This is a genomic window from Leptothoe sp. PORK10 BA2 (genome assembly GCF_034932105.1).
GTDB lineage: Bacteria > Cyanobacteriota > Cyanobacteriia > Phormidesmidales > Phormidesmidaceae > Leptothoe.
Genome location: NZ_JAYGIG010000115.1, coordinates 1 through 19,277, shown reverse-complemented (window position 1 = coordinate 19,277; position 19,277 = coordinate 1). Strand labels below are relative to the sequence as shown.

Annotated in this window: 15 protein-coding genes and 1 pseudogene; 10 read left to right on the top strand and 6 right to left on the bottom strand. The window is 49.7% G+C overall.

Going from position 1 to position 19,277, the window contains the following annotated elements:
* The first annotated feature begins 264 nt into the window (after positions 1-264).
* Positions 265-420, top strand: a complete 156-nt coding sequence (locus tag VB741_RS16030; RefSeq protein WP_323366190.1) for a hypothetical protein — start codon at positions 265-267, stop codon at positions 418-420.
* A 42-nt stretch (positions 421-462) separates the two neighbouring features.
* A complete protein-coding gene (locus VB741_RS16025; RefSeq protein WP_323366189.1) occupies positions 463-1,080 on the top strand; it encodes a MarC family protein in 618 nt (205 codons plus the stop codon).
* Positions 1,081-1,217: 137 nt separating this feature from the next.
* Here VB741_RS16025 and VB741_RS16020 read toward each other — a convergent pair whose 3' ends face one another.
* On the bottom strand, positions 1,218-2,600 hold the full coding sequence (locus VB741_RS16020) for a (Fe-S)-binding protein (RefSeq protein WP_323366188.1): 1,383 nt from the start codon (positions 2,598-2,600) through the stop codon (positions 1,218-1,220).
* A 250-nt stretch (positions 2,601-2,850) separates the two neighbouring features.
* Here VB741_RS16020 and VB741_RS16015 point away from each other — a divergent pair, with 250 nt between their 5' ends.
* Positions 2,851-3,666 carry an acyl-CoA desaturase gene (locus tag VB741_RS16015; protein ID WP_323366187.1) on the top strand — a complete coding sequence of 272 codons (816 nt, stop codon included), beginning with the start codon at positions 2,851-2,853 and terminating at the stop codon, positions 3,664-3,666.
* Between the two features lie 245 nt (positions 3,667-3,911).
* Positions 3,912-4,601: a slipin family protein gene (locus VB741_RS16010; RefSeq protein WP_323366186.1), complete on the top strand. Its 690-nt coding sequence runs from the start codon at positions 3,912-3,914 to the stop codon at positions 4,599-4,601.
* Between the two features lie 632 nt (positions 4,602-5,233).
* Here the strand turns inward: VB741_RS16010 and VB741_RS16005 are convergent.
* Both VB741_RS16005 and VB741_RS16000 read right to left on the bottom strand, forming a co-directional pair.
* Complete coding sequence (locus VB741_RS16005) at positions 5,234-5,815, bottom strand: SMI1/KNR4 family protein (protein WP_323366185.1); 582 nt, start codon at positions 5,813-5,815, stop codon at positions 5,234-5,236.
* A 372-nt stretch (positions 5,816-6,187) separates the two neighbouring features.
* Positions 6,188-8,089 (bottom strand): transketolase C-terminal domain-containing protein, encoded by a 1,902-nt coding sequence (locus VB741_RS16000; protein WP_323366184.1) that lies wholly within the window; start codon positions 8,087-8,089, stop codon positions 6,188-6,190.
* Between the two features lie 355 nt (positions 8,090-8,444).
* On the opposite strand from VB741_RS16000, the gene VB741_RS15995 reads away from it, so the two are divergent.
* Complete coding sequence (locus VB741_RS15995) at positions 8,445-8,747, top strand: hypothetical protein (protein ID WP_323366183.1); 303 nt, start codon at positions 8,445-8,447, stop codon at positions 8,745-8,747.
* A 199-nt stretch (positions 8,748-8,946) separates the two neighbouring features.
* Here VB741_RS15995 and VB741_RS15990 read toward each other — a convergent pair whose 3' ends face one another.
* Together VB741_RS15990 and VB741_RS15985 are read right to left on the bottom strand one after the other, a co-directional pair.
* Positions 8,947-9,462, bottom strand: coding sequence for a hypothetical protein (locus VB741_RS15990; RefSeq protein WP_323366182.1), 516 nt, complete (start codon positions 9,460-9,462; stop codon positions 8,947-8,949).
* 447 nt (positions 9,463-9,909) lie between these two features.
* Complete coding sequence (locus VB741_RS15985) at positions 9,910-10,107, bottom strand: phage integrase N-terminal SAM-like domain-containing protein (RefSeq protein ID WP_323366181.1); 198 nt, start codon at positions 10,105-10,107, stop codon at positions 9,910-9,912.
* 1,142 nt (positions 10,108-11,249) lie between these two features.
* Here VB741_RS15985 and VB741_RS15980 point away from each other — a divergent pair.
* The 5 genes from VB741_RS15980 (at position 11,250) to VB741_RS15960 (ending at position 18,195) form a co-directional block, all read left to right on the top strand.
* Positions 11,250-12,293: a hypothetical protein gene (locus tag VB741_RS15980; protein WP_323366180.1), complete on the top strand. Its 1,044-nt coding sequence runs from the start codon at positions 11,250-11,252 to the stop codon at positions 12,291-12,293.
* A 159-nt stretch (positions 12,294-12,452) separates the two neighbouring features.
* A complete protein-coding gene (locus VB741_RS15975) occupies positions 12,453-13,166 on the top strand; it encodes a M23 family metallopeptidase (protein ID WP_323366179.1) in 714 nt (237 codons plus the stop codon).
* Positions 13,167-13,417: 251 nt separating this feature from the next.
* A complete protein-coding gene (locus tag VB741_RS15970) occupies positions 13,418-15,469 on the top strand; it encodes a hypothetical protein (RefSeq protein WP_323366178.1) in 2,052 nt (683 codons plus the stop codon).
* A gap of 381 nt (positions 15,470-15,850) precedes the next feature.
* Positions 15,851-16,000 carry a hypothetical protein gene (locus VB741_RS15965; protein WP_323366177.1) on the top strand — a complete coding sequence of 50 codons (150 nt, stop codon included), beginning with the start codon at positions 15,851-15,853 and terminating at the stop codon, positions 15,998-16,000.
* Positions 16,001-16,506: 506 nt separating this feature from the next.
* A complete protein-coding gene (locus VB741_RS15960) occupies positions 16,507-18,195 on the top strand; it encodes a hypothetical protein (RefSeq protein WP_323366176.1) in 1,689 nt (562 codons plus the stop codon).
* 383 nt (positions 18,196-18,578) lie between these two features.
* Here VB741_RS15960 and VB741_RS15955 read toward each other — a convergent pair.
* A pseudogene (locus VB741_RS15955) lies at positions 18,579-19,277 on the bottom strand (WD40 repeat domain-containing protein); the annotation flags it as partial.

The window sequence follows — 19,277 nt, the reverse complement described above, 5'->3', positions numbered from 1 at the left end:
GCATGGATGATTCTGCATTGACAGGTATACTGCTGTGATCATGGCAGCTAACCTTGTCTAACTCGAAACCTGGAGTTTCCCTCACCCTAAATCCCTCTCCCGAGGGGAGAGGGACTTTGACGATTTGCTGGCTCCCCGTCTCCGAAGGAGACGGGGAGCCAACGCCCTCCGGGAGAGGGGCTGGGGGTGTAGCTTGCTTCCCGCAGGGTGGGCCAGAACTAGGGTTCTCAACCTGGACTTGGTTTAACCTTCCTTGCCATAGGCATGCTGTTGCGAATCTTGCTGGTAGTACAACAGATTACCAAACAGGCAAAACAGTTAGGAGAGCAACAGGTAAGCGCCAGCAAACAGCTTCAACAAGTCTCCCTGGAAACCATTAACGGTATCCATACCATCTGCCATCAAGGACAGGTACCATGATGGTTAGAATAGCCTTGCCTCAATAATTCTGCAAAGACCTCTATGTTTCAACACTTTCTTCAGGATGCGGTGACATTTTTTGTCGTGATTGACCCGATTGGGCTGGTGCCGATCTTTATTGCTATCACCAAAAACGAGCCCCATGTTAGTCGTAAACGACTCGCATTCTTGGGGGTCGGCATCTCAACCGTCATCTTGTTAAGCTTTCTAGTCCTGGGTCAGCAGCTGTTAGAGGCTTTAGAGATCAGCCTGCCTGCCTTTCGGATCGCGGGAGGACTGTTGTTACTGATCGTGGCCTTACAAATGGTTTTACAGGAGACAGGGGGCCACTCAGCTTCGACTGACCCGGCTTCCTCTATTGATCTAGCGGTGTTTCCCTTGGCGATGCCCCTGATCGCAGGGCCAGGGAGCATCATGTCAGTGGTGTTATTGACTGACAATCTGAAGTTTGGTGTGATGCAGCAGGCGATGACTGCGCTGGCTTTGCTGAGCGTGCTCCTGATCACCTATGTGGCCTTGTTGTCTGCCGACTTTATCCAGAAGGGGTTAGGTTCCACTGGAGTGAATGTGATCACTCGGATCTTGGGTTTATTGTTAGCGGCTTTGGCGATGGAGACAATTTTGGCCGGGATTAAAGCATATTTTGGGGCATCGCTCTAGTTTTCATAATTTTTTGAATGGCTAAATCATCTTTGCATCACCCAGCGATATTGGGAGTAGCGGTTGGCGGTGGACTTAGCGGGTGTGCGATCGCAAACCAACTTTTGCAGCAGTGAAACGCCCTGACTACATTCCCGTTATGCCAGTTGCTGACCAGCGATGGATCGATCCAGTAGCTCAATGGGATGCATCAGCGGCACTGTTTGCCCCTGTCGAGCTAAATGTTTCTGAATTTGCAAGGCGCAGCCGGGATTAGAAGAAGCAATCAGGGTAGCCCCCGTATTCACCAGATTCTTCGCCTTCATTTGGCCCAGTTCATTGGCCACGGCGGGTTGCAACATGTTGTAAACACCGGCACTGCCGCAACAGAGGGCGGCATCCATCGGCTCGGTGAGGGTGACACCGGGAATTTGCTGGAGCAGTTGGCGGGGGGCCTGGGTAATGCCCTGGCCATGGCGCAGGTGACAGGCATCTTGGTACACCAGTTTGAGAGGCTCGTCCGTCAAAGGAGAGAGTTTGGCCGTGAACCCCACTTCGGCTAAAAACTCTTGGACATCACGGACTTTGTTACTAAAGGCAATGGCCCGGTCTCGATAGTCAGGATCGTCCTTAAGGATATGACCGTAGTCCTTGAGGGTGTGGCCGCAGCCAGCGGCGTTGATGATGATGTAGTCCACCTCGGTGGCGGCAAAGCTGTCGATCATTTGGCGGGCCAGGGCTTGGGCCTGGTGGGTTTCCCCCTGGTGGGCGGGCAGGGCGGAGCAGCAGCCCTGGCTTTTGGGGATCATCACCTGGCAGCCATTGGCGCTCAGAACGCGGGCGGTGGCCTCATTCACCTGGGAGAAAAACACCCGCTGGACGCAGCCTAGGATCATGCCGACTCGGTAGCGCTGTTCCCCTTGGGCGGGCACGGTCTCTGGCAGATTGTCCTGGAAGCACTGGGGGGTGACCCGGGGCAGGATGGACTCCATGGCGGCCAGTTGGGGGGACCAGCGATCTAGCAGGCCGGTACGGCGCACCAGCTGAGAAACCCCCAGCCACTGGTAGAGGGCCATGGGGCTCAGCAGCAGCCGAATGCGGTCTGGATAGGGAAATAGGGAAAAGATCAGCTGACGTAGCAACCGGGCAGGGAGGGACCGGGGGTGGTTGCGGTTGACTTGCGATCGCACCGCATCAATCAGCCGGTCATACTGCACCCCAGACGGACAGGCAGTGGTACAAGCCAAACACCCCAGGCAAGAATCAAAGTGGCTCACCGCCGCCTCGGTCAGCTCCGCCTCCCCTTGATTAATCGCATTCATCAGATAAATGCGCCCCCGAGGCGAGTCCGTTTCCTTACCCAGCACCCGATAGCTGGGGCAGGTGGTGAGGCAAAACCCACAATGAACACAGGCGTCAATCAGAGATTGCTCAGGGGGCTCCTGGGCATCAAAGCCATGGGTGCCGATACCATCAGGGTTAGAGTCCAGGCCAGTATTCAGCTTCAGGGGACGGGGGGGGGAAGGTTGCGAAGTCTGCATGCAGGAAGAGATGGGCAATACTCCCCTTAGCTTATCGCTTCGCTCTGGCGTTACGGCCCAAAGCAGGGATCGGATCAATTGAATAAACCTATGGCCTACCCTGGAGATTGGTATATCCAAAAACTGCCCAAGCTTCCGATTCGAACTGTTCGGATCTGCGGCTAGGGCCAACGACTTGCCATCAGGGTGATATGTTAGTCTGCCTTGTAGGTATACAATCCTTAACCTTTAGTTTTTTCAGGTGCTTCCTTTGGTTACTACAGCAGCTTTGCCCAGTCCCCGGCTACGCTGGCCGGTGGTCACATCAACCGTCATTCTTCACTTACTGGCCCTCCTGGCGCTGCTGCCCAGCAACTTCAGTTGGGCCGCCGTTGGGGTGGCCGTTGGGCTACATGCCATCACCCAAGGCCTGGGAATTTCCCTGGGGTTCCACCGGCTCGCCAGTCACCGCAGTTTGCGGGTGCCCCTGTGGTTAGAGCATTGTTTCATTTTGCTCGGCACCCTCGCCTTTCAGGGTGGGGTGTATGGCTGGGTGGGCTACCATCGACTGCACCACGTCCACACGGATAAGGAACTCGATCCCCACAGTGCCAGTAAAGGATTTTGGTGGAGCCACCTGAACTGGCTGATGCACACGGTGCCCACCCATTCCCTCCTGCCCCGCATGACTCAAGATATTCGGGAGGATAAGTTCTATCAGTTCTGCCACAACAACTACATCGGTTTGCAGGTGGCCCTAGGTCTGGCCCTATTCCTGTTGGGCGGCATGCCCTTTTTGGTGTGGGGGGTGTTTGTGCGATTGTTGGTGAGCTTCCACGGCACTTGCTTTGTGAATAGTGCCTGCCATCAGTTTGGCTATCGCCCCACCAATACGGACGACATGTCCACCAACTGTTGGTGGGTGGCCGTGCTCACCTACGGTGAAGGTTGGCACAACAATCATCATGCTTGTCAATCTTCGGCCTGTTTCCAAAAGAACTGGTGGGAAATTGACCCGGTGTGGGGAGTGATTCGTCTGTTACAGGCGCTGGGTCTGGCGGAGAAGGTGAAAACCGCCAAGGGTTAGGGCTGTGCATGGTTAAGGCCTTTTATGGGGCAGCCTAGGACCCATTGAAGGTGAGTTAGCCCCCCGGGCTGGCATCGGCTAGCTGAGGGTTGTCCCTTGCCCCTTCAATCGGAAGATGGTTCCGCCATCTACTAGGTTCAACCCCTATCAGCTCTCCGATCCATTGCTTTTAGGCCGACTGGGCTCTGCAGGTTTAGACCTCCGCCCGGTTGCCCTGGTGGTGGGTCGGAGAGTTCTAAGTCTCTATGGTACCGATCCGGATTACGGTTTTTGAATATGAACGCGGCCTGAAGTACGTTAAGGGCCGGTTTAAGCAGTTGCTGGGGCCTGGGCAGTACTGGCTGTGGGCCTTTGGGAATACCACCATCTGTAAGGTAGATATGCGATCGCAATATCTCAGCATCCCAGGGCAAGCGGTGCTCACCGCCGATGGAGTGGGGCTGAAAATTAGCCTGATGGCGGTTTATGCCATTAGCGACCCGGCTATTGCCATCAACCAAGTATCGGACTATCGTCAGGGGCTGTACATGACGGTGCAAAATAGCCTGCGGCAGATCATTGGCACGGTGGCGATGGATGATTTGATAGGTAATACCCAGGTGGATCAGCAGTTGCTGGCGGCGGCGGCCAGTGAAGCTGCGCTCTTGGGAGTGCAGCTAACGGCCATCAGCATTAAGGATTTAATGCTGCCAGGGGAATTGAAAAAACTCTATGCTCAGATTGTACAGGCCCGGCAGGAGGGGCTGGCACAGTTGGAAAGAGCTAGGGGGGAAACGGCGGCACTACGCAGTTTGGCAAATGGGGCACGGTTGATCAATCGGAATCCGGCCTTGTTGAAATTACGGATACTACAGGCAATTGAGCAGTCGACAGGGAATACGTTTCACTTGGATCTGTCGACCGATGAGCAGGAAGATAGTAGTGAGGAAACGTAATTTAGACTGTTGGCGGGGAATTTAAAGATGTTGCTTGGGGTCCCCCCGAGTTCCCTTTCCGGAAGTAGCCACGTTACCCCAAATCGCATATGGGGTTTCCCCTGAACAGGACCGAAACACACCCTAAACCTCAACTTGCCGAGTTATCCCGAATCGCATTAAGTTGGGATTACGGCAGGGTCGATTATCAGTGTCCTGAATCGATTTTTTGTGAAGAATTGAGCTCATAAAATCCAAATCATGGAGTTGTTTCTTCCTAGTAACAGCAAGCACCATAGGCACTAGACAAGACGTTTTCCCCAAGCACCCTAAGCACTAGACAAGACATTTTCCCCTCCTGGGAGGGGCAACGGGGTGGGTTAACCGTTCAAGCCACTCCGTCAAATTCCTAGGAGGGGCAACGGGGTGGGGTTAACCGTTCATCAGGCCACTCGTCAATTCCTAGGAGGGGCGACGGGGTGGATTACCTCAGATCTTGCACCATTCCTGATAAGCCCAGTCAGACAATGGCTTAAGAACAATCTCAACGCCAAACGAAGCGGCAATATCTGTAGTATTTTGGACCTGTGTGAGCAGTTGACCCCAAACGACAGAGAGAAATAATTTCTGTCGATCTCTAACTCCTTCTTATGTCACCACAGATCAGTTCTGTTCATTATCCCATTGTATTCCTCAGAGAAAACAAATTGTCCCGATTCTAGCCCCTCAGCATATTGCTCCAACCACTTGCAAAAGCTTGGTGCAACAATATTCCTTTCAGCATCATCATGCCACATCGAAATGATTTGTCCATTCGTTCCTCCCGTCGCAGGAATTAGATCTAGACAATCATGGTTGCCAGCACCATCATACGTAAGTGGTATCCACTTTGAACTCCACCACACATTGCAAATCCCTGGTGCGGGCTCACTTCCTTGGTCTTGCCCATCTTTATTCTGAAACGTCCCGCTATCTAGAAGCTCTTTCCAAACTTGCCACTCACTTCTAATACGCTCCAGAGAAAGAAGCTCTCGCCCGTTGATTAACCCGTAATCAAATGTTGATTGCCCGTCATGAATACGATATGAAGTCTTGATGTCTTCAGGAAACTGAATGGAGAGAAAATTTTCTAGTTCTGCGATTTGAGCATCTGAAGCGCCTGGTTGTAGCACCTCAAAAACTTGTGGAGCATTAACTCTTAGCCAATTTTCTATTCGTTCCCAAATCTCTTGCATCCTTCCCTCCAACGTTCCTCCTATTCGGCAATTCGATAACATTGCGCTTCACCACAGTGGGCCAAGGGAAATGCCATAAACTACAACCTGAGCCGCATAACTTGTCATTCAACGTCAGATCTGCTGGATAAGATCCACACTTCTGCATCTTAATCCAGCATTTTTGCGTGATAACACCCTGCTTTACAGAACTTATAACGTTTCGTGCAACCTTAAACGCTCTGGCCGTTGTAGCGCCAGAATGGTTGCGGTTTCAGCGCCAGCCAGAATGGCTTGAGCGCTATAGTGTTGGTAATCTCAATAAAAAGCAACAGAGTCCCGTAAGACTCTGTTGCTTTTACTAAAAGGATTATGAGAGACTTTTTACTGCAATTAACCCAGTAGCTCTTTCACCTTAGCAACAACACCGCTAGAATCAATACCCTGGTGAGGGAACTGTTCCCAAAGACCACCGCCCCCTTCAATGTGGGTGCCGATGTAGCCATACTTAGGAGTCAGACCCCGCTCCAACAACCAAGAACCCATGCGGCTACCCAGACCAGTACGACGGTTAAAGGACTCAACCACCAATACCATGGGGGAGCCACCAATCTTAGCCAGAATCTCTTCATCAACTACGTTGAGAGTCCCCTTGTTGATCAAACCCACATCAATCCCTTCGGCCTTGAGCTTCTCAACAGCATCTAGGGCACGGTAAAGGGCCGCACCAAAGGCCACAACGTAGCCCGCAGTACCTTCCCGAACAATGTCGTCCTTACCTGAAGTAAAGGTGTAGTCACCGCCAAACAGCTCATTGCCAGCGGCGTCCAAAATCATCGGCACCTTAGAACGGGTGGAGAAGATAAAGCGCAGACCGGGATCATGGAAGACTGACTTCACACAGGCACGCATTTGGTTCGCGTCAGCGGGGAAGTAGATGTTGGTGGGGTGGCTGTCCTCCAAACCATTGTCGGCGAACAGGTTGTTCATGCCAAAATGGCAAGTGTTGTCGGCCATGTCGTCAATACCAGCATGGGAGAAATGGCACAGCAGATTGGAATAGTTGAGCCGGGCCATGGTGATCTCAGAGATACACATCTCTAGGAAGGCGCTAAAGGTAGCAAAGATCCCTTGCTTACCTTTCTCCATCCCAAAACCAGCCGCCGCAGACAGGTTGCCCCGCTCTTGGATACCACCATGGATAAAGATTTCGGGATGGGCCTCGTGGATGTGGACTAAACCGCAGGACCCTTCTAGGTCGCTATCGATCACTAGGACATTGTCCTTGCGCTCGGTTTCGCTCATACCGCTGAGCACTTCAACCACCGCTTCACCAAAGACATTCCGGTTAGAGCCCATCTTGTCGGAGGAGCCACTATAGGTGTTGGGATTTTTGGGCGCTTTAGTATTGGTAAGAATGTCAGCCGCAGCTTGATGGCCCCGAGCTTCTAAATACTTGACAGCGGCGGGAACAGAAATCACGTCGTGGCCGTGGTTGGACCCTTCTAGACCATCAATGCCGGGGCACATGGGGCGCTTAAGGATGACGGCGATGGGGCCAGGGGTGTTGATAGCTTCGCAGATGTTGGCATATAGCGCATCGATATCTTCACCGTTGCACTCCAACACCTTAAGGCCATGGCCTTCTAGGGTTTTCTTAACGCTGTAACCAGGCAGATACTTGGAAGGATTACCAGCAATGGTGACGTCGTTGTCATCAATCAGCAATTTTACATTGATGTGCTGGGCGACGGCCAGACGGGCAGCTTCAGCGTCGTTACCTTCTTGCTGAGAACCATCGGAACCGAGGCAGAAAACGGCTTTGCCAGGGTTAGCTAGGGCAACGCCGTTGACATAGGGCCACATGTGACCGAGACGACCGGAGCTAAATTTCACACCGGGGGTGAGGCCCAACTCAGGGTGTCCGGGCAGGTGAGACCCGGCTGCCCGATAGTTCATCAGCTGCTCAGCTGGCAGGTCACCATTCAGGGTGGACATTAAATACTGAGTCCCAACCCGGTGTCCGGCTTCATCAAAGAAAGTGGGGACGTAGCTATCGGGGGCACCTCGGAAAATGGCATCCAGCAGCATTACCTCGGGCACGGTGTCGTAGGGGCCCCCCGTGTGACCGCCAACACCCCGGGCAGCGCCAGTGGCTGTAAAAAAGACTATGGCATCGCGGCAAAGCTGGATGTTTGCTTGGATAGCCTGGCGCTGATCACCGGTCAGCGTCGGTGTGGACGGATCAAGACTGATGCGCTGATAAGCGCCTAGGTCAATTGGAAATGCAGCCATGTCATATCTCCCTTGTGACGTTCGTTGTCAAGGGCTATTTTCGCATTCCATGGAACCGGATGGACGGAAATCGTTCAAGTTTGTGTTGGGGAATACGAAAAGCGTGCTAGGGCCTAGAAATTACTTAAAGGGTGACAAGGCACTCGAAGCCTATATTTGGCAATTTTTTTAGGAAATAGGAAGGCAAAAAAATAGGAGATTATGCATCCCCTACAAGAAATAATATGTTGCCTTCACGGCTCTATTTTCAACAGCGTGGTCGAACTTCGGTCATAAGTACGCTTGACGCTGGGTTACGGTAAAAGACCAACGCGTTGCCATTGGGTCAATGGGGCGTGTTGCGTTGGTTTGGTTTATGCATTCTGTTCCATTTGAGTTTGTTTCTAGTTTGGCCGCTGAGTTTGGCGCGGTTGAGTGCGCCTGGCGCGAGTCTGAGTGGTCCTTTACGGGCTACGTGGCCGAGTGTTGGTTTACCCAGCTGCCGTCAGCGTTTGCGGCCAAGTGGTCCGCTGTGGTGGGCTACTCGGTGTTAGTGCGTTCGGTGGCCGGTGGGCCTGGTCAGTTTGCTGTGTCGGTGCCGGTGGTGGTGCCTCAGGGTCAGGTTGTTCTACGCGGCGGTCAGCGGGGCGGGCGCGTTCGAGTGCGGCTGGTGCGCTAGCGGGTTGGGGCTGCGGTCGTGGTTGGTTGAGCTCGCAACCTTCTCCCACAAAAAAGCCCCTGCCGTGGCAGAGGCTCGAAGTGTGTGTAGGGAGAGTCTGATTAGAGAAGGGTGCCTCACGAAAGGTAATGAAGCTTCACTGACGCACGGAGACGCGCTAGGCACCCAAACTTGGCTAGCCTAAGCGCGCTCCGCTCTGTCAGCGAACGACGGACTTAGTACGAGCGTCCAGCGCATCGAGGCGAGCTTCCTGGATGTTGTCTACAGTTTTGGTACGAGCATCCAGCGCATTCAACCGCTCAGCCTGAATATCCTCAACGGCCTTGGTTTGGTTGTTTAGGTGCTCAATGCGGAGCTTGTGAACGTCGTTCTTAGTCCGAGCGTCCAGGGCGTTTAGGCGCTCAGCTTGGATGTTCTCAACGGCTTTGGTGCGAGCATCCAGGGCGTTTAGGCGCTCAGCTTGGATATTTTCGACAGCCTTAGTGCGGGCGTCTAGGGCCTCTAGCCGAGTCGCTTGAATATCTTCGATGGCTTTGGTCTGGGTGTTTAGGTGCTCGATGCGTAGTTTGTGGACGTCGTTCTTGGTGCGGGCGTCTAGTTCTTCGAGGCGAGTGGACTGAATATTGAAGCTAGCGGGCTCAACGGCGGAAGCGATAGGGGCCAGAGCGGCGGCGGCAACGAGGACGGTTAAGGCGGAAAGGATAGTGCGTTTCATGGTTAAAGCTCCTTGGTGAATCGGTGAAGTGTGTTTACTGGCTTCATTGATTACTAGAATGCAGCAGCTACCTGAACGTCATCTGACGGGTACCTGAGGGTTGCTTAAGGGGTTTCTGAGTTTGGCTGAGGAATGTTGGTGATGGGGGTCACAGGGGTGGTTGTGGTGTGACAGTGCGCAGCGGCCGGTGGCGGCGATTGGAACCGTGGAATGAGTGTTTGAGGGTGGTTTGTTGTGTGACAGTTGGGTTGCGATCTCAACCCTGTGTAGGGGTGCTACAAGCGTAGCTGCAACAAAGTGCCATAAGGGTAAAGGCGAAGCCTGAAACAACGTAAACTCGTTAAGCGTACAGGAAAATTCTGAATTCCTTTCAGAAAAGTAGTTCAAAAGAACTAACCTGAAACCCTTATGTAGTAGTGCTTTTGAGCTTATGGCACTTGATAGCAGCTATGCTTGCACTACCCCTCTAACATGAGTCAAAAATGCCTCCACTTCAGCAGCACCCATCTCCCGAGGCGGTTTCATTTGATGAAAGCGAATGAAGCGCTTGATCCAATGGATATAACTTTTTTCCGTTTCGTAAGAATAGTGCCTCAACCGCAGCACGTCCCGAACTTGATCAAGCAATTTGGGTTGAGAGGACATGGCAAATCAAGTAACGGATTTCAGGAATGTCCTTAATATCACACGGCAATCTCCGTATAGGATTCTGAGTTTATACGGAAAGTTTCGGGGTAACACACCTGAGCGGGATATTATACGGAAAGTTTCGGTATAATCTGCTCTATGGGGTAGATACATGGAAAGTTTCGGGGTATTTACCTTGTGTGGGGTAGATATACGGAAAGTTTCCGTATAATAAGTTGTTAGGCGCGCGACTCGAAGTCGTTCGGGGGAGCTGGAAGGATTCCAAAAGTCCTTCCCCGTCAGTGTTCAGACGGATGTCCGCCTCGGAATGTTCAACCAGTAATGGAGGGGCAGTATCAGCAGAAGAGGTCAATTGCCTAATGGTACAAGAGCCAAAATTTGTATCAGGGCTAGGGCAAGATTGCTACGGATAATGCAAATGAATCCTTGATGAGGCTTCGTTAATTTAAGTGCTTGAAATTGGCTGATACGAGCATTATGGGGCAAATGAGGGTCGGTAGCGTCTAAGTATCGGCTGGGAACACCTCGCCCCCGGAGTAAAGAGGAGTCCTAAGGCAATCATATCTCCACCCCGTATGGAACGAGGGAACTCCGATAGAGTCCTGGGAATGCCTTCATTCTTAGGTAAGTAAAGGGTAACCGATGCTGACACCTCTAGCGGAAACAGGATGTCCCAAGAAGCGAAAGCTGCCAACCGAAAGGTAACCGGAAATCATAACGGGGCAGATAGGGCTTGTGCCTAACCCGAAAGGGTGCAGACTTGGGACAGGTGGCAACTTGAGCGCAAGTGAGATGAAACGTAACTGATTGGGAAAAGTTAGGTGCAAACCTCGGTTTGTAAACGTAACCGTCAGGACAATCCGCAAGGGTTGTTAAGAATCGGAGACACCGAATTTCAAGGCGTTGCTTGAGCCGTATACAGTGAAAGTTGTACGTACGGTTCTGAGGGGAGGGAGGGGGCTATATCTAAAACTCTCTCCTTTACCCGACTGCCTGGGAAGGAACCGCTCCGCATAAACAATAGCCAGTGTTCTAATGCCTTAAGCTCACATACTTATGGCAAAAAATAACAATAGATACTCCAGATTTAAATTTCGATCATCTATGATTTTAGTTTTGCGTAATTATGAGGTAACTACATGGTTGGTTTGATAATTGGCGGTTTTCTTGCAGTAAGAGCAGCTAAAAACGTAGTCGATAGGATAGATAATGCTATTGATTCAATTTCTAGTGAATCTTCGAAATGGAGAGAAACGATAGATAGCCTAGGCAAGGATTTAGATAAGCAATTAACTAAAATTAATCAAGAATCAAGATCCTGGAGACAATCTGTTCAGGAAGAATCTAAAGAGTGGAGAGATTCGCTAGATAGTATAGTCAACAAGGGAATACCACGTATTATTAGTGATACGACTTTTGGAATTGGTATAGAGTTTAGATGCAATATAGATTTTCTTCTTCAAAGAACCCAGTCGGAACTGATTGAGTTGCGTAATGAAATTGCAAGGGCAGTAAATATCGCAGAAAGAGCTAATCCATTCAATATCCCAGTTGTTTGTAGCACGAGTCCTAATTCCATTGACCTTAGACGAATTGGCAGTATTACGGAGACTGTTAACGTTGCGGGATACAACTTCGACAAGGGAAGTGTCATGCTTAAAGTGAAAAATTTTGATTCTTCTATTGTTGATGAAACTGATGGGGTTACGGTCAATAATCCTTATTTATTGACTATCAGAATTGCTCGTGCTGTAGACGGTGCAGATTTAGCAGCAGCACCATCTACAGTTGTTCTATCTAATAAGACAGAGCAGATATTCTTGGAGCTTCAAAATGGAGAAGTTCTTGCCCGTATACCTATTTCTGGGCAAGACGTACCTGGCGTAGTGCTGGATGTTGCAGGAAGGTACATTAGTGTTGGAGGTGATGGAGGTGGAGGTCTTACTTACGATCTTAAACAACAAAATACTTCTATTGTTTTAGATGAGTTTGATTTGCAGGGTAAATTTATATCTCAAGGAAAAGGAAATATTACAGGAAGAAAAATAGTTTTAGATTATGAAAGTTTTATTGATGGAGAAACTGGTGAGGTTACTCTAAATGTACAAGACAATGGTGATTTGTTTGGTGAGTATATCGACAACAATGGAAATAGGTTTAAAATAACTTTAGATAAACAATAAATCTCCAGAATAGCTCAGTGAGATATTTGACGCTAGCATTCTCCAGGCACTTCGTAGTTTGGGAAATGCTAGTAAGTTTGCTGACCACCCTAACAATGCCCATGCACACCGACCACCGAAAGTGGATCTGTAGGATGCAGAGGTTGTCTGTGGCGGGTGATGGGCGACGTTAGCCAAAAAATGAAATCCATAACAATATTTATCAGTGGCCTTATTATTGGCTTCATAGCTTTGTTTATCTGGGCGTGGATAAAAATTCAACCGGATGTTAAAGCTGAGCCCACAAAAACAAACTACAGTAATGCCCGATTATCGAAAGTTCCATTTGAAGGTGAGTGGTTCGTATTTTGGGGTGGAGAGACGCCTGAACAAAATGCTCATCATGGTATAGGGGTGCAGAATTTCGCTTTAGATTTGGTTATTCATTCTAAAGAAGAGAAATCACATAAATTTGATGGTCGAAAAAATGAGGATTATTATTGCTGGAACAAAGATATTCTTGCTGCACATGAAGGAAAGGTAGTTGTTTCGGTGGATGGTATCCCAGACAACATTCCGGGGAAGATGAATCCACAAATGGTATATGGAAACGTAGTGATGATTCAGGATTCGTTAGGCTTTGTATCCGTTTATGCTCACCTGAAGAATGGTTCAGTTTCCAAACGCGTTGGAGATTTGGTTAGCGCGGGCGATAGACTTGGTTCCTGCGGAAATTCAGGCAATTCGTCGGAGCCTCATTTGCATTTTCATGTGCAAAGTGAATCTGGTTTCGAAAGTGGTCTTTCTATTCGACCTCTATTCGATAAGCTAAAGATAAATGGATTACCTCGCGAATCTTACTATCCAATAAAATCTGAAAGAATAAGCCCATGAAACAGAGGCTAACAAGGCAGTGGAGCCAACGAGCATGGCTGTCACGTTTTGTGCTCCGAGCAGCACAAAACGCGCCAGCCATACTCGCGGCTCACTTTGAACGTTATGCCGCTCAATGAATTTCATACAAAGAGGAATACATGCAGAAGATTTCGATTGTTTTGGAGAACTGCTACGGAATTAAAGAATTAACTTATACTTTCAGTTTCGTCAAGTCGAGAACTTATTCTGTTTATGCTCCGAATGGATTCATGAAGACATCGCTTTCTAAAACGTTCTCCGACTTATGCAAGAATGAAGAATCCAGAGACTTAGTATTCCCTGAGCGTTTATGCAAAAGAGAAATAAAAGATGAGACCTTAGTCTCTCTGAATGGAGAAAATATACTTGTCATTGAGCCATATAATCAAGATTTTAGCTCAGACAAAACATCTTTGCTTTTAGTTAATCAAACAATAAAGAAGCAATATGATGATGCATTGTTAAAAATCGATGAGAAGAAAGAAGCCTTATTTAAAGAGCTAAAAAAACTTTCAGGACTTACTGGAAAATCAGCAACCCCTGAAAGTGAACTACTGAAAGTATTCGAGCAAAGCTCTATTTTTAATCTATTTGAAATAATAGAAGAAAAAATCCAAAATAGTTCAGATGAGCGTTTATCATCACTAAAATATATTGAGCTATTCAATGAAAAAACTATTTCTTTTCTTAATTCAGGTCAGATCAGCTCACAACTAAGTGAGTACATTGAGAAATATAATGAGCTGGTTGAAAAATCCCCCATTCTAAATAAGTCGTTCAACCATTATCATGCAAAAACCATCCAAAAAAATCTTTCTGATAATGGATTTTTTTCCGCGAATCATTCAGTCAATCTTTTTGATGGAAAAGATAAGGAAGAGATAACCTCTGCAAAGCAATTAGAGGATAAAATAGAAGAAGAGAAAGAAAAAATACTCTCAGATGAAGAGTTGTCAAAAAAATTTGATGCTATTGATAAGAAACTCACAAATGCGGAACTCAGAAAATTTCGAGATTATTTATTTGAAAATCAAGATATTGTAGCGGAACTTCTGGATTATAAGAAACTTCAACAGGATGTTTGGATAGCTTACCTAAACACTCAGCAAGATGTACTAACTGAATTACTGCAAGAGTACAATAGCGGAAAGATTATTATTAAGCAAGCAATAGATGCTGCTAAAAGCGAAAAAACAGAGTGGGAGGAAGTAGTTAAATTATTTAATAACAGATTTTCTGTCCCTTTCACAGTTGAGGTATCTAACCAAGAAGATGTAATTTTAAAGGGATCTTCTCCGCAGATTTCATTTAGTTTCTCTGATGATCGAAAATCAGCAGATATTGAGAGGAACTCGCTCCTAAAGATTTTAAGTCAAGGTGAAAAAAGGGCGCTTTATATTCTCAATATATTGTTTGAATTGAATGCGAGGAAGAAAAGATCCGGCTTCACTTTGCTTTTGGTTGATGATATTGCTGATTCTTTTGACTATAAAAATAAATATGCAATAGTTGAATACCTAAAAGACATATCAGAATTAGCAAATTTTTGCTCGATATTTTTGACCCATAATTTTGATTTTCATAGAACTATTTCAGGTAGATTAGGTATCCCACGAGAAAATAGGCTCTTCGCCGTTAAGAATGGATGTAACTTGTCCCTGGCTCAGGAGAAATATCAAAATAATCCATTTAACCACTGGAAAGAAAATTTTTGCGATGAGAAATTCATAATATCTGCGATTCCATTTGTAAGAAATCTTGCTGAATATTGTGGCTGGCATGATGAATTTACAAAGCTCACTTCATTACTTCATCTCAAGTCAGACACTAAAAGCATATCTATCAAGGAGTTGAACACGATATATGCTGCCATTCTAAAAGATAAGTCAGATCTTGCTCTGGCAAACCCAGATAAGATCGTAATTGATCTTATACATGAAATATCGGAAGTGATTTTGAGTGAGGTAGATGAAGCAGCAGAACTAGAAAGCAAAATCATTTTGTCAATAGCTATTCGTCTAAATTCAGAAGAATTTATGATTAATAAAATTGCCGATCAGTCCTTCGTTGATTCAATAACAAGTAATCAGACTATAAAATTACTCAAACGATTTAGGACAGATTATCCTTCTGAGATCGAAGCTGTAAAGCTTCTTGAGCAGGTTAATTTGATGACACCTGAGAATATACATATTAACTCGTTCATGTATGAGCCAATTTTAGATATGGCACCTAGGCATCTAAAAGATCTGTACATTAGGGTTAAAGCAATCAATGCATAACAAACCCAATGCACACCGACCACCGAGAGGTTGTTGGTTGGAGTTTAAGATTGTCTGCGGCGGGTGATTGGGAACGTTACGCTTCAATTTGATTAGTTGCACCGCGCGCATCGATTTAAGCCCTTCTAGACTTTGAGATTCTCCAGGGGAGAGGCTTCGCCAACGCAACCAACATCAACCACCCAAACCCTCAGCCCACGGAGTACCGCCAGCTGCTACCCCTTCCACCTCAGCAGCTTAGAAAAACCGTTGTGCCCGTGTACTCACACCGGCACGTCAAAGTTCCGCTTGTCCCTCGCTAGTGGGCCACAGCTAAGACATTAAAATGACGCCACTTAAACGGTTCTGAGGAAGTCATAGGGAACGGGTAGGGGCGATCCGATGACGCATCGGGTTACCCTGCGATCGCAACCCAACATCGCTCCACCCAATACCCCGCTCACCCCGTCGCACAGCGTGAGCTACACAGCATTAGACGGCTCCACGTCGCGCGATACCGTCGCCCGGTATCGCGCTGCTCTACCCGGCTGATGTCCGCTTGTTGCAACGGAACCAGCAATGATGTCCGCTTGTTGCAACAGAATCAGCAATAGCGACAAAGAGTACCCGAGCGAGTACTGTGATTTGCCGTTTAGTCTCGTTTACCTTTGGACTATCGCAACGGCTAAAGCCCACCACCATTACTTTCAGTGATGAATGAGGGTTTTCCCGCTGCCTCAGCGGTGCTTGACCCATTCAAGCGCGATGGCTCACAAGTTCTGTTTTACCCTCCTGCCTGCTCTATGGATTCCAGGACGATGGTCAAATTTTTGAAGTGGTTATTTACGCCCGCAGGACCAACAATCTTGGCTCGCCCTGGGGTCGATTTAGAGAGTAACGCCCTAGGACCAACAAGGTTGGCTCGCCCTGGGGTCGATTTAGAGAGTAATGCCCTAGGACCAACAAGCTTGGCGCGCCTTGGGGTCGATTCAGAGAGTAACGCCACTCAATCCGAAGTTGGCGATTCACTAGCCCATTCACTAATGAGGAATATTCCAATGGTTGATTGTCCGTCCAACACTGCTCAACAGCACGATTACGAAGCTCGCCGCACCGAAGCGGCGGATCTGCGTGACCAACAACGTGACGCTGCCGCCAATGAGTTTAACGTCACGTCAGCCCCCGTTAACGGTGACGAAGTTCGATTTAAGAACATTGGGTTGCCTGGCTTTGCTTCATTCACTAAGAGCCTGACCCACAATGCCAATGGCCTGGTTGACCCGAGCTCGTTTCAATCGCTGCTCGATGCATTGCAAGTTGGTACTCAAGAGGCGCTTGAGCAGGTGCAACTGGGCGGCGGCAAGCGCCAGCTAGTCAACCCACTGAATGCGTTTTCCTTTGAGCTGATTGGCAATGACTCTAACGGGGCTCGCATGGCTGCGGCTCCCACTTTTGACAGCCGCAGCACCGCCATCGACATGGTTGAGCGCTATTGGATGGCTCTCTGCCGCGATATCCCCTTTGACCAGTACGCCAATAGCGGCCTGATTCAAGCGGCCTGCGATGACCTCAATGCCCTGGGCTTTGACGAGCAGTTTGGCTTTGTTTGCACCCCCCAAACTGTTTTTCGAGCCCCCTATGAAGGCTGCGATGTCGGCCCCCATGTATCGCAATTTTTGCTGCAAGACTTTAACTTTGGCAACCAGCCCATTCGTCAGCAGCAGCGCTACCCGCGCCCCGGTGTCGACTACATGACCGACCTCAACAGCTGGAACCAGGTCAACAATGGCGACATCGACCCCAGCGGTACCGATATCCTGGATGGCAGTCGCTATATCACCACCATGCGGGATGCTGGGCAGTGGGTGCACATCGACTTGCCGCACCAAGCGGGGCTGTGGGCTACCCTCATGCTGTTGGGTCAGAAGGCGGCGGCTTCGAAGGCGATTCCCTATGGTGTAGACATCACCACCTCCGTTCCCTTTGGTAGCCTAGGCGCGCCCGACATCAGCATTCAGGCTGGGATGGCCGGGGTTTATGCCCTGAAGCACGCTTGGTTCCAGAAGTGGTGTTTGCACCGCCGTCTGCGCCCCGAGGTCTATGCCCAGCGGCTAGAACTCTTCCGCAGTGGCCTTCTGGGCGGTCATGCTGACACCCCTTGCAACAATGAGAAGTTTAATGAATTGTTTGGCGCAGGGGCCGATGTGTGGCGGCACACCGAGGTACTCGATCGCATCTATGAGCACAACCGCCAGCAAAATATTGCTCAAAACCGATGCGATCGCAACGGCAGTTGGCTGCTACCCATGGCCTTCCCCGAAGGGTCGCCCACCCACCCGGCCTACCCCGGTGGACACTCGGCCTTTGCGGCGGCATCGGCGACGGTGGCTAAGGCTTACTTTGCCGATGGTCTCTTCCCCAACCCCAAAGTGCCAGTTGAGGGTGGTTCTAAGCTGGTTGACTACCACACTAAGGGTGAACCCCTGACTATCCACGGTGAGCTGAACAAGCTGATTTCCAACGTGACACTGTTCCGCGATGGGGCAGGGATGCACTGGCGCACCGATGGCACCCTCTCCGGGCGAAATGCGGGTCATGGTCGCCCCGGTACGGGCATCGAAACCGGTGGTAATCTGTTGGGTGAGCGCCTGGCCATCAGCATGCTGCGCGACACTCGTTACACCTACCGTGAGACTGTTGGCACCTTTGAGTTCCAGAGTATTACCGGCAACCCAGTTCGGTTCTAAATGCTGGTGATTGAGCTGCTGTTAGCGGTATCACCTTAAGCCGTGAAATTCTAGCTAGGTGAGGAGTCAGAAGCCAGAAGTCAGAAGTCAGTGAGACTCTGATTCCTGGCTTCTGGTTTCTGAATACTCTCCTTGAAAAAACATCCCGCTTTGAGTTATTACCCGCTGTTAGCCTTACCACCCCCGTCTGGTGCTTAACCCAAGTGCCCAGATGGGGTTTTCTAGTGTCTATCTGGGGTTAAGTCGGGTAAACGGGGTGTCAACTTAAGCCGAAAAATTCTGGCTAGGTGGAGAATCCGGGACCAGAAGCCAGAAGCCAGTGAGGCCCTGACTCCTGACTCCTGACTCCTGACTCCTGACTCCTGACTCCTGACTCCTGAATACTATCCTTGCCCGAACAGACTGGCGACTCGGTGGATGAGGCTGCCAAACCAGTTAGTGGGAACCTGGTTAGAACGGGTTGAACGCCACCATGCTCGCTGCTGGCAGACCGCTCTGCTCCGAGCGGCCACCTCATGGAACGCTGGGTCAGGGGTGATGGTTTCGGGCTGATTCAGGAGTGGGTGATACTGTAGTCGGCGGCAAGCCAGATCCGTCCAAGCCGCTGGAGAAACATCCCACAGCCGCAGCGTATTGTCGAAACTGCCACTGACGATGCGCTGACCATCGGGGCTAAACGCCACCGACCAGACCGCAGCCCCATGGCCTGCGAGCGGTGCGCCGATGGGTGCGCCCGTGTTGGCATCCCACAGCCGCAGCGTATTGTCTAAACTGCCACTGACGATGCGCTGACCATCGGGGCTAAACGCCACCGAAAAGACCGCAGCCCCATGGCCTGCGAGCGGTGCGCCGATGGGTGCGCCCGTGTTGGCATCCCACAGCCGCAGCGTATTGTCGAAACTGCCACTGACGATGCGCTGACCATCGGGGCTAAACGCCACCGACAAGACCGCATCCCCATGGCCTGCGAGCGGTGCGCCGATGGGTGCGCCCGTGTTGGCATCCCACAGCCGCAGCGTATTGTCGAAACTGCCACTGACGATGCGCTGACCATCGGGGCTAAACGCCACCGACAAGACCGC